The organism is Rhabdothermincola salaria (assembly GCF_021246445.1).
In the GTDB taxonomy this organism is placed as follows: domain Bacteria; phylum Actinomycetota; class Acidimicrobiia; order Acidimicrobiales; family Acidimicrobilacustridaceae; genus Rhabdothermincola_A; species Rhabdothermincola_A salaria.
Genome location: NZ_JAJQXW010000002.1, coordinates 297,701 through 309,519 on the forward strand (window position 1 = coordinate 297,701; position 11,819 = coordinate 309,519).

The 11,819-nt window shown below is 72.1% G+C and carries 9 protein-coding genes; 6 read left to right on the plus strand and 3 right to left on the minus strand.

Translation table 11 applies throughout. The annotated features are described in order from the left end of the window. Positions 1 to 26: 26 nt before the first annotated feature. From LUW87_RS19255 to LUW87_RS10685, 3 genes are all read right to left on the minus strand, one after another. Positions 27 to 1,538, minus strand: a complete 1,512-nt coding sequence (locus LUW87_RS19255; protein WP_232671158.1) for a hypothetical protein — start codon at positions 1,536 to 1,538, stop codon at positions 27 to 29. A gap of 96 nt (positions 1,539 to 1,634) precedes the next feature. Further along, complete coding sequence (locus LUW87_RS10680; protein ID WP_232671159.1) at positions 1,635 to 2,990, minus strand: sensor domain-containing diguanylate cyclase; 1,356 nt, start codon at positions 2,988 to 2,990, stop codon at positions 1,635 to 1,637. A 68-nt stretch (positions 2,991 to 3,058) separates the two neighbouring features. Beyond that, complete coding sequence (locus LUW87_RS10685; protein ID WP_232671160.1) at positions 3,059 to 5,542, minus strand: efflux RND transporter permease subunit; 2,484 nt, start codon at positions 5,540 to 5,542, stop codon at positions 3,059 to 3,061. A 98-nt stretch (positions 5,543 to 5,640) separates the two neighbouring features. Between LUW87_RS10685 and LUW87_RS10690 the strand changes: the two genes are divergently transcribed. From LUW87_RS10690 to LUW87_RS10715, 6 genes are all read left to right on the plus strand, one after another. Beyond that, positions 5,641 to 6,285, plus strand: coding sequence for a TetR family transcriptional regulator (locus LUW87_RS10690; protein ID WP_232671161.1), 645 nt, complete (start codon positions 5,641 to 5,643; stop codon positions 6,283 to 6,285). Positions 6,286 to 6,418: 133 nt separating this feature from the next. Then, a complete protein-coding gene (locus LUW87_RS10695) occupies positions 6,419 to 8,203 on the plus strand; it encodes a SulP family inorganic anion transporter (protein ID WP_232671162.1) in 1,785 nt (594 codons plus the stop codon). Next, on the plus strand, positions 8,200 to 8,838 hold the full coding sequence (locus tag LUW87_RS10700) for a carbonic anhydrase (RefSeq protein WP_232671163.1): 639 nt from the start codon (positions 8,200 to 8,202) through the stop codon (positions 8,836 to 8,838). Before LUW87_RS10695 ends, LUW87_RS10700 begins: the two co-directional genes overlap by 4 nt. Positions 8,839 to 8,906: 68 nt before the next feature. Continuing rightward, positions 8,907 to 9,503, plus strand: a complete 597-nt coding sequence (locus LUW87_RS10705) for a rhodanese-like domain-containing protein (RefSeq protein ID WP_232671164.1) — start codon at positions 8,907 to 8,909, stop codon at positions 9,501 to 9,503. A gap of 20 nt (positions 9,504 to 9,523) precedes the next feature. Beyond that, positions 9,524 to 10,912 carry an MBL fold metallo-hydrolase gene (locus LUW87_RS10710; protein ID WP_346742553.1) on the plus strand — a complete coding sequence of 463 codons (1,389 nt, stop codon included), beginning with the start codon at positions 9,524 to 9,526 and terminating at the stop codon, positions 10,910 to 10,912. 184 nt (positions 10,913 to 11,096) lie between these two features. Beyond that, positions 11,097 to 11,819, plus strand: coding sequence for a hypothetical protein (locus LUW87_RS10715; protein ID WP_232671166.1), 723 nt, complete (start codon positions 11,097 to 11,099; stop codon positions 11,817 to 11,819).

An 11,819-nucleotide genomic window follows, 5' to 3' on the forward strand; every position in this document is an offset into this window, starting at 1 on the left:
CTACGCCCGGTTCGCCGCGGTCGAGCTCAGCCGGTCAGCCGGGCCCGACCGTCGGGGGCGATCCTGACCCCACGACCCACGAGCTCCTCGTCACCGTCCATCACCGCCAGGTCGTCGGCGTCCTCGACCCGACCCCAGCCGCGGTGCTCGTCGTCCGGGACCACGGCCACGAACCCGTGGGTGGCGGCGCCGGCGCGGTCGTGCATGACCGTCCAGGTCTCGATCACCCCCTCGAGGCCGTCGACGGCATCGGGGCGCGCGGCTCGACGTCGCGGCACAGCAGCCAGCGCCTCGTCGGGACGGTGGTGGGAGAATGCGTGGTCCGGTGGGCGGGCGGAGAAGACCGTGGCCGCCAACTTGGTGACCACACCCCCGTTCGCCGAGCACAGCCCCACAGCCCCGGGGTCTCCTCGAACCTCGTGCACCATCCGGGCCATGCCGTGCATCGGGTACCCGTTCCAGGGTCCACCGGCGAAGCGCATCCCCCCGGTGACGGTGAGCGGCCGGTCGAGCGACAGCCCGTAGCCGGCTGCCTGCTGTTGCACGGCCGAGGGGAAGCACGAGTAGAGGTCGACCGGGCCGACGTCGTCGACATCGAGCCCGGAGGCGGCCCACAGGGTGCGGCCGACCACGTCGGCCAGCGACGACCGGGCCAGGTCTGCTCGGGCCGTCATGGTGGGCGCGGACCCCTCCACCGTGAGCCACGGAAAGACCCACCGGTCCCGAGGTACGCCGAGGCGCTCGGCCTCGGCCACCGAGCACAGCAAGAGGGCCGCACCCTGGTCGACCTGCTCGTTGGAGACCATGAGCTTCGTGTACGGCGACCCGACGAGGCGGTTGGTCGGCGACGGCGTGGCGATCTCGTCGGGCGAGTGGGGCGTGCGGTCCCAGGCCCACGGGTTGGACACCGCCACCTGGGCGAGGCCGGCCCACAGCTCCCCCAACCACGCGCGGTGCTCGGCCGGGGTGCGGCCCGAGGCGATCCTCAGCGCCTGCTCGAGCAGGGGGTACAGCTCGACGGGGTCGGTCAGCCCGACCGCCTCCTCGGCGGGGTCGACGAAGTCGATGAGCCCACCGACCACCCGTTCCGGGGTCGGGCTGGCCTCGTCGTCGAACCGGGGGAGCGCGGGGCCCCGCCCTCGGCGGGCGGCGACCTTCGAGTACCAGGCCTCGCCGGCCACCAGCAGGGTGACGCCGCCGACCCCGGCGCCGATGCCCATCGCCGTGCCGGCCAGCATGGTGCCGCACACCTCACCGCCACCCAACCACAGCTCGCTGCGCACCCCGGCCAACCCGAGCACGCTCGCCGCCAGCCCCGCCGGATCGGCGTGCCGGTTCGTGAGGACGGGGGCGCTGCGGGCCACCTCCACCGCCTCGAGCACCACCGAGGTGCCGGCGGCCGCCTCGGCGTCGTCGGCGGCGAGGCGGGCGGCCTCGGCCAGCAGGTCGATGGGTTCCCGGACAGGGGCACCGGCGTTCGTGCGGTTGCTGACGACGGCAGCCCCGATCACGACGGGGGTGTGGGGATCGAGACGCACGGGACCTCCTGGCGACGGTGCGATCATCCTCGCGGTCCCGGCCACGTCGCCGGCAGGGCCCATCGACCCGACCCGCGGCGGACCGGGGCCCTGCGTTCAGGGGCGGCGGCGGCGGGCCTTGGCCTGGAGCAGCGCCTGGTCGGCGTGGTCGAGCACCGTGTCGATCGGGTGATCGCCCCAGTCCTCGGGCAGCACCGCCGCACCCACGCTCACGGTGAGGTCGACGCAGGCGCCGTCGGCGCTGATGGGCTCGTCGAACGCGTCCCTGACCCGTGCGACCATCCGGTCGAGGGCGCCCTGGTCCGTACCCGGGCAGACCACGACGAACTCGTCGCCGCCGATGCGGGCCACCAGGTCGTCGCGTCGCGCCGCCCCCGCCAGACGTCGAGCCACGACCTCGAGCACGTGGTCACCGGTGGTGTGGCCATAGCGGTCGTTGACCGGCTTGAAGTCGTCGACGTCGCAGTAGAGCAGCCCGACGGTGTGCTCGGAGCCCTGGCGACCGAGCTCCGAGAGGCGGTCGGCCAGACCGAAGCGGTTGGCCAAGCCGGTGAGCGGGTCGGTGTGGGACCGGGCCACGAGCGCGACCCGGGCCCGGTGCGTCGTCAGGGCCAGCTGCACGAGCCGGACCAGGCGCTCGATGGCCCGCTGGTGGTGCAGGGCCAGCGGACCGGGCAGCGTGCGCCACACGACCAGGGCCCCGGCAGAGCCGTCGGCCACGAACGGGAACAGCCAGCACCCGACGGCGGCGAGCGACGCTGCGCCCGCCGCGAACGCGGACCCGAGCTGCGCCGGGTCGTCGACCGCCAGGGGTGCGCCGGCCTGCAGCAGCTCCTCCCAGAGGGTGGGGTGGGCAGCCGTGGCCTCGGCGGTGAGGACCGTGCAGCAGCCGGCATCTCCGACGACCCGGCCGAAGCCCTCGCCGTCCCATTCGAGCCCGACGGCCGCCCGCGACGCCGGGAACTGCAGCTCGAGCACCTCGATGATGTCGACGAGGACCTCGTCGAGGTCGTCGCACGCGACGAGCGCCTCCACCGCCCGATCGAGCGCCACCATGTCCTTCGCCGGTCGGAGTCGAGCCACCACGCCGTCGAAATCGGGCTGTGGGAACGGCACTCCGAGCACCTCGGTCGGGACGACACGTCCGTCGGCGTGGAGCAGGTCGATGATGATCGGGGGTCCTGTCCATCCCTCCCCCAGCTCGCCCGCCCGTCGGAACTCGTGGACGGCCGCGAGCGCGGTGGCGTGATCGTGGGGGGCGACCAGGTCGAGCGCCCCGACGCCGACCAGTTGCTCGGCCGGCCGTCCCACGAACATGACCGCATCCGTGCTGGCCCAGCGCAGCACGAACGAGGCATCGATGACGACATAGGGGTCAGGGCTGTTGCGGACGAGCTCGGCGAGGAACTCGTCGTCGATCGGCACCTCCCCGACCGGGCTGTCCTCGTCCACCGCACCGTCCCTCCACCGACCGCCGGAGGCAGCGTAGCGACCGGCAGAAGAGCGTTCCAGGCCCGATCTCAGCGTGCTCCCACTGGCGTCGGCTCGCCGATCGAGGCCGTCTCGGAGCGCCGTTCGTGGTCGTCCAGCTCGACCACGTCGCCCTTGCGCACCCGCCAGTCGGCCCACAGCTTCAGGCAGGCCGGTTGGATGAGGATGGCGGCGACGAACGAGTAAAGGATCGTGATGGCCACGATCAGGCCGAACTGCTGCATCGGCACCAAGGACCCGAAGAGGAGCACACCGAACCCCGCCGCCGTGGTGAGGGCCGAACCGGCCATGGCGCCGCCGGTGTGGGTCACCGTCATCCGGATCGCCTCGTCGACGGTGTCGTAGCGACGACGGTCCTCGAGGAAGCGATGGGTGACGTGGATCCCGAAGGGGACGCCGATGCCGATGGCGATGCTGGCGACCATGGCGGTCAACACGTTGAAGCTGATGCCCAGCAGCCACATGGTCCCGAGCACCCAGGACACCACGGCCATCGACGGGACCATGGTGATGACCCCCAGGACGGGCTTGCGTTCCTTGAGCCCGTAGTAGGAGACGAGCAGGAGCAGCGCCGCCACGAGGGTGATGGCCATGCCCTGGGTCTGGCTGGCCTGCAGGGCGTCGAAGGACTCGTCGTTCACCAGCGGCTCGGAGGTGACGACCGAGGTGAGCCCGGCCTCGGCGAGCGGGCCGGTTCGCTGGGCCACTGCCTCCACCAGGTCGCTGGCGCCCTCCTGGCCGGCGGAGGTGGGCACCACGATCACCGCGGCCTCGTCGTCGGCGGCGAGCAGGCGCGGCGCCTGGCTCGGAGCCAGGGACCGCACCAGCTGGTAGAGGCCGGCCACGTCGGCGTCCGGCGCCACCCCGTCCGCGGCGTCGTAGCCGAGTGCGGCGAACTGCCCGGCCAGGGCCGGGTCGGCGGACAGCGTGGCCACCAGGCCGGCGATGGAGTCGCCGGCCAGGTCGCCACCGGTGACGCGCACCCCGGCGATGCCGTCGACGTCGCGCTGGACCTCGAGCATGGCCGCGAGCGCCTCGGGGGTCGCCACGGGGCCGTCGAGCACCACGAAGGTGCTCTCGGTGAGCTCTCCCCCGAAGCGCGTCTCGATGCGGTCGAGCAGGAGCCCGATCTCGGAGTCGGGGGGGATGAAGTCGTCCTGGCTGAACGTGGTCTCGACCTGGGTGGCGGCCCCGACGGCGCCCAGGCTGACGACCAGGGCCACGGCGAGAGCGACCTTGGGGGCGCGCTCGGCCACCGCCGCCAGCCGACCGCTGAGGCGTGAGAGCACGTTGGGACGCTCGTCCGCCGCCCGTCGCCGCGCCGGTCGGCCGCCTGCCGCCTCACGGCGGACCGCTCGGGTGTCGAGCAGGTTGCGGGCAGCGGGCACGAGCATCGTCATGATGACGAAGGCCGAGAGCACGCCCACGGCGATGAAGATCCCGAAGTCGGCGATGGGCGGTAGGGGCGAGGCCAGGTTGGTGAGGAAGCCCACCACGGTGGTGAGCGTGGCCAGCACCAGAGCACCACCGACGGTGCGCACGGCCATCGACGAGGCCATGGACGGGACCTGCCCGTGGCGACGCTCCTCGCGGTAGCGCGAGGTGAGGTGGATGGCGTAGTCGATGCCCAGGCCGACCAGGAGGACGGGCACGATGAGCGCGATCTGCGAGAAGGCCCCCACCACTCCCAGGTAGTCGGGGCCGAGGAGCACCCCGAAGCCGAAGGTCCACACGACGGTGATCACGAGCCCGGCCAGGCCGAGGAGCACGTCGCTGGCGGAGCGGAACTGGAACAGCAGGATCACGAAGATCAGCGCGAAGGACAACAGCAACAGCCGGGGCATCTCCTCCTCGGACTGGCGCTGCAGGGCGTCGTTGAAGACCGACGCGTTGTAGGGCTCCACGACGATGCCGTCGACGGCCGGAGCATCCTCCACCACGTCGGCCAGGACGAGGGAGGCGTCGGCCACCTCGGCGTCGGTCATGGTGGAGGGGAACGAGACGATGACCAGGCCCGCGGCCGCGCGTCCCGCTTCGAGGTCGGCGTCGGTCGACAGCAGGGGTGCCATCTGGTCACCCACCACGGCCACGGCCGCAGCGATCTGGGCGTCGGTGGCCTCCTGCACGTCGATCCCCTGAGCGTCGAGGGTGGCCTCGACGGGGAGGGCGAAGGAGCGGATCGGCTCGGCCTGGTCGCCGAGCTCCACCCCGCTGCCGGCGATGGCCTCCTCGACCCGCGCCGCCGCCTGGATCCCGTCGGCGGTCAGGACGTCGCCGTCGGGACCGGCGTCGACCACCACCTGCAACGTGGCCCCGCCCGCACCGAAGTCCTCCTGGACCCGGTCGAGGGCGGCGGCCGACTCGCTGTCGGGGGCGAAGGCGGTCAGCTCGGTGTCGGAGGTGGCTTGTCCGGCGAAGGTGGCCAGGACCACGGTGAGCGCGGCGAGGGACACCAGCACCCGACCGGGGCGCTCTCGGGCGAAGCGGGCGAGGACGTCGAGCAGAGCGTTCACGGGACACGTCCGGGGGGAGACGGGAGTGCGTGACGGAGATCACAACACGGAGTGCCAAGGTGGCACCCGGTGACAGATGTTACCGGTAGGCTGGACCCATGCGGACCGCGAGTGACATACGCAACACCGCCGGGTTGCGGGAGCGGAACCGCGAGCGGAACCGGGCCGAGCTCGCCGCCGCCGCCCTGCAGCTGTTCACCGAGCGCGGCTTCGACGAGGTGACCGTCGACGACATCGCCGAGGCCGCGGGCGTGTCCCGCCGGACGTTCTTTCGCTACTTCGAGTCCAAGGAGGACGCCGTCCTCCCCTACGAGGAGGAGCGGATCGATCAGCTGCGCGAGGCCCTCGCCCAACGACCGGCCCACGAGACGGTGCTGGCCACGATCCGGCGCGTCACCACCGCCATCGGGGCGGACCTGAGCCCGCAGGGCCCCGCTCGCCGCGAAGCACTGGCTCGCATGCGGATCGTGACCGAGAACCCGTCGGTGCTGGCTCGCAGCCTCGAGCTGCAGAGCCGGATGGCCGAGGAGCTCTCCGTGCTCGTGGCCGAACACCTCGGGGTCGAGGCCGAGACCAGCCTCGAGGCCCAGGTCGTGGCCGGGGCCGCCATCGCCGCCGTGCGCGCCGCCGCCCATGTGTGGTGGGCGACCGAGGGCGACCGGGACTTCGCCGAGCTCCTCGGCGAGGCCTACGACCTGTTGACCACCGGCGTCGACCTCCCCGGGGGGCCGCCCACGCGCTGACCGCCGAACCCCACGGCGGGCGCAACACGACGGGCGCTCACCTTCGGCGCGCCCCGCTCCGTCGACCTCGGTCGGGCGACGAGATACCCCAGGGGGTTGTGATGGGGTACCCCCTGGGGTATCTTGTCCAGCCATGGCCCGCACCTCCTCGACCCTCGGCGTCCTCGCCCGCTGGATCCCGATCGCCGGGTGGCTCCCGCGCTACCGACGCCCGGACCTCGGCGGCGACCTGACCGCCGGCATCACCGTCGCCGCCATGCTCATCCCCCAGGGCATGGCCTACGCCATGCTCGCCGGGATGCCGCCGCAGGCCGGCCTCTACGCCTCCACCATCCCCATCGCGCTCTACGCCTTCTTCGGCACCTCCCGCCAGCTGGCCGTCGGCCCCGTGGCCATCGTCTCGCTGCTGACCGCCTCGGCGCTCGCCCCGCTCGCCGACGAGGGCACCGGCGAGTACATCGCCCTCGCCGCCGTCCTCGCCCTGATGGTGGCGGCCGTGCACTTCCTGCTCGGCATCACCCGCATGGGCTGGGTGGTCAACCTGCTCTCCCACCCGGTACTGGTCGGCTTCACCGCCGCCGCCGCCCTGATCATCGGTGCCAGCCAGGTCAAGCACCTGCTGGGGGTGACGCTCCCGAGCACCGAGGGGTTCATCGAGACCGTCACCGAGCTGGGCAGGTCCCTGGGTGACGTCAACTGGACCACCATCGCTCTCGGAGCCGGCACCATCGCCGTGCTGGTGGGGCTCAAGAAGTGGAAGAAGACCTTCCCCGCCGCCCTCGTGGCCGTGGTGGTCACCACCATCGTGTCGCAGGTCTTCGACCTCGCCGGCCGAGGCGTGAGCACCATCGGGGAGATCCCGAGCGACCTGCCGGCGCTCGCCATCCCCTCCATCGACAGCGGAGCTCTCGGCTCGCTCGTCCCCGCCGCCCTCGTCATCACCCTGGCCGGCTACATGGAGTCCATCGCCATCGCCAAGGTGTTCGCCCGCAAGAACCGCTACGAGGTCGACGCCAACCAGGAGCTGATCGGCCTCGGCGCCGCCAACGCCGGCGCCGGCCTGTTCGGCGGCTTCCCCGTCACCGGCGGCTTCTCCCGCACCGCCGTCAACGCCGACGCCGGGGCCCGCACGCCGCTGGCCTCGCTCATCTCGGTCGGCATCATCCTCGTCGCCCTGGTGGCCATCACCCCCTTCCTGACCGCCCTCCCCAGCGCCACCCTCGGCGCCATCGTCGTGGTCGCCGTCTACGGGCTGGTCGACGTCAAGGAGGCCCGCCACATCGCCAAGGTGAAGCGGGGCGACCTGTTCCCCATGGGCGTGGCCTTCGCCGCCACCCTGGTGCTCGGCATCGAGGCCGGCATCGCCATCGCCATCGGCGCCTCGCTGGTGCTCATCTTCATGCGCCTCATGCGGCCCCACACCGCCGAGCTGGGCCGCATCCCGGGAACCTCCGTCTACCGCAACACCGCCCGCTTCCCCGAAGCCGAGACCCATCCCGGCATCGCCGTGCTGCGCCTCGACACCTCGCTGAACTTCGCCAACGTGGCCTTCGTCAAGCGCCGCATCAGCGATCTCGTGGCGAACCGTCCCGACGCCACCGCCATCGTCTTGGACTTCAACGGCGTCAACGACCTCGACGCCTCGGGCGACCAGGCACTGCACGAGATCCTCGAGGACCTGGCCGATCAGGGCATCGACGTCCACCTGGCCACGGTGAAGGGCCCGGTCCGCGACGTGTTGGTGCGATCCGGGCTCTGGGACCAGCTCGGTCCCCGGGTGCACCTCGACGCCAACGCCGCGGTCCGGAGCATCGAGGACGAAGAGCCCCGCATCGAAGCCGCCGAGCTGTCCACCGAGCCGGCGGAACCCTCCGAGCCCCAGAGCATGGGTCAGGCCTTCCGGGCGGTGAGCCGATGACCGCCCTCGCCTCTCGCGCCCAGGCCCTCCTCGACGGCAACGAACGCTTCGCCACCGCCGCCCCGCAGCACTGCCACGACGTCACCGCCCAGCGCGAGGCGGCGGCGCAGAGCCACCGGCCGGTGGCCGCCGTCCTGGCCTGCGCCGACGCCCGGGTCGCCCCCGAACTGGTCTTCGACCAGGGCGTGGGCGAGCTGTTCTCGGTGCGGGTCGCCGGCAACGTGCCCGCCCGCGCCGCGGTCGCCAGCCTCGAGTACGCCGTCTCCCAACTGGGCGTCGAGCTCGTCGTCGTGCTCGGCCACGAGCATTGCGGGGCCGTCACCGCCGCCGTGGAACACGTCACCGAGGGCACCGAGCTCCCGGGCGAGCTGGCCGCCCTCATCGACCGCATCGTCCCGGCCGTGGAGGCCACCGCCGGGCTCCCGGGCGACCACGTCCACCACGCCATCGTCGCCAGCACCGCCGCGACCGTCGAGCAGCTCCGCACCTGGCCCGGCCCCCTCTCGGACGCCGTGTCGGCCGGTCACCTCGAGGTCGTGGGCGCCGTCTACGACCTCGACACCGGGCGGGTCCGCCTCCTCGGACCGCCACCGCCCCCCGAACCGTCCCCCGACCCCCTGCCCCCGACGACCTGACCCGACCCCCACCCCCACACCCCTCCCGACGACGCCTTCCGGCGTCCCCGCACCGAAAAGGAAGACCCTTGAGCAACAACGTCATCACCCCGGTGGAGCTCCGCCACCTGATCAGCAACGACGCCGACGTCCACCTCATCGACGTCCGCACCGCCGCCGAGTTCGAGTCGGCCCACATCCCCGGCTCCTACCACGTGCCCCTCGACACCCTGAGCGAGCACCGCGACGAGATCAAACGACACCTCACCCAGCCGGTGGTGCTCGTCTGCCAGTCCGGCAACCGGGCCAGCCAGGCCGGTGAGCAGCTCGCCGCCGCCGGCATGGAGAACGTCCGGGTCCTCGAGGGCGGTGTCGGCCAGTGGACCATGGTCGGGGGCGACATCAACGCCGCCGGCCAGAAGTGGGGCCTCGAGCGCCAGGTGCGCCTGGTGGCCGGGTCGATCGTCCTCATCTCTGTCATCGCCAGCCTCTTCGTGCGACCCTTGGCCTTGATCGCCGGCTTCGTCGGCGCCGGGCTCACCTTCTCGGCCGTCACCAACACGTGCGGCATGGCGATGGTGCTGTCGAAGCTCCCGTACAACAAGGGCGCGACCTGCGATGTGCGTGAGGTCATCGCCGAACTGACCGGAACCCCGACCCCCCCTGCGTCCGCGCAGGCCTCGTGAGCCAAGGAGCCTCAGCGATGCTGCACTTCACCCAGTACTACCTCGACTGCCTGTCACACGCCTCGTACCTGATCGGTGACACCACCACCGGCCGGGCCGTGGTCGTCGACCCCCGCCGCGACGTCCAGGAGTACCTCGACGACGCGGCCGCCAACGGTCTCTCGATCGAGCTGGTCATCGAGACCCACTTCCACGCCGACTTCCTGTCGGGCCACCTCGAGCTGGCCGCGGCCACGGGAGCCGAGATCGCCTTCGGCGAGGTCGCCGAGACCGAGTTCGCCAGCCGCAAGCTGCGCGACGGCGAGCGCATCTCGCTCGGCGAGGTCGCCCTCGAGATCCGCTCGACCCCGGGGCACACCCCCGAGTCGATCAGCGTGGTCGTGTACGAGAAGACCACCGACGAGGTGCCCTACGGCGTCCTCACCGGCGACACCCTCTTCATCGGCGACGTGGGCCGCCCGGACCTCCTCGGATCCGTCGGCGTCACCGCCGACGAGCTGGCCCGCAAGCTCTACACGTCGCTGCACGACAAGCTGCTCGACCTGCCCGACGCCACCAAGGTCTTCCCGGCCCACGGCGCCGGCTCCGCCTGCGGCAAGAACCTGTCCACCGAGACCGTGTCCACCATGGGCGAGCAGCGCCAGACCAACTACGCGCTGCAGGACATGACCCCCGACCAGTTCGTCGCCATGGTCACCGCCGACCAACCGGCGGCCCCCGAGTACTTCCCCTACAACGCGGTGCTGAACCGCAAGGAACGGGATCTGCTCGCCGAAGAGCAGGTCCCCGACCAGATGGCGCTGGAGGACGTGCTCGCCCGCCAGGCCGAGGGTGCCGTGGTCATCGACACCCGTGAGCCCGACATCTACGCCTGGGGCCACCTCAGGGGTTCGGTGAACATCGGCATCAGCGGCCGCTTCGCCGAGTACGGCGGCACCGTGGTGAGCCACGACACGCCGATCATCCTCTTCGGCGACGCCCCCGCCGTGGCCGAGGCCAAGCTCCGACTGGGCCGCATCGGCTTCGATCAGGTGATCGGTGCCCTCGTCGAGCCGGACCGGGTCCTGGTCGACAACCCCGAGCTGGTCGAGCGTGCCTCGCAGATCACCGCCGGCGACCTGCGCCAGCGCCTCGACTCGGACCAGGCCACCCAACTCGTCGACATCCGCAACCCGGGCGAGGTGAACCTCGGCACCATCGACAGCGCCAGGCCCGTCCCGCTGGCGCAGCTGCGGGACCGCCTCGACGAGCTCGACCCGGAAGCTCCCACCGTCGTGTTCTGCGCCGGCGGGTACCGGTCGTCGATCGCCGCCAGCCTGCTCGAGTCCGTCGGGTTCTCCGACGTCTCCGACGTGCTCGGCGGCTACGGGGCCTGGATGGCTCTGCACGAGGAGAACGCCTCGGTCTGAGCCGCCGGACCGCCGCTCGAGCGGTCCTCGCCCACCCGAGAACCCCGTCCGTCGCTCGGGGTCGCCGCGAGCGGCGACCGCGTGCGGCGACGGGGTTCGGCGCGTCCGGACCACGCCACCGAGACCGCCCACGGCCGCGGACCGGCGCATGCGTGGCGGTGTGGCGGGGAAGGTTCTCCGGGAGATGTACGGCGTCGTGATCCTCTTCGTCGTCGCCTTGGTCTCGTTGCTGATGACCAGGGTGGCGACCGTGGCCCTCACCGCCACCGGGATGCCCTCGGTCTCGGCCCGCTTCCAGGCCCGGTCGGCGTTGAGCGGTGTCGGGTTCACGACCTCCGAAGCCGAGAAGGTCGTCAGCCACCCGGCCCGGCGCCGCATCATCATGGCGTTGATGCTGGCCGGCAACATCGGCATCGTCACCGCCGTCGCCGGGCTCCTCGGCAGCTTCCTCAACACGCCCGACGCCAGCCGTGGCCTGCTGCGAGGCGGCCTGCTGGTGGCCGGGCTGGCCGTCGTCTACGCCATCTCGAAGTCCAAGTGGGTGGACACGCGGCTGGCGTCGTGGATCGGGCGGTGGTTGGAGCGCTACACCGACCTCGACGTCAAGGACTACGCCGCCCTCCTGCACATCTCGGGCGACTACGCGGTGAAGGAGCTGTCGGTGCAGCCCGGCTCGTGGCTCACCGAGGCGACGCTCGGCGAGCTCCGACTCCGAGACGAAGGGGTCCTCGTGCTCGGCATCGTGAAGCCCGACGGGACCTACGAGGGGGCGCCCGGGCCCCACAGCCGACTCGTCGGCGACGAGACCGTGATCCTGTACGGCACGACCGGCAAGGTCGGCGAGCTGGCCGAACGGCCGTCCGGTCCGGTCGGCGACACCGAGCACGAGCGCGGCCGGCTCGACTGA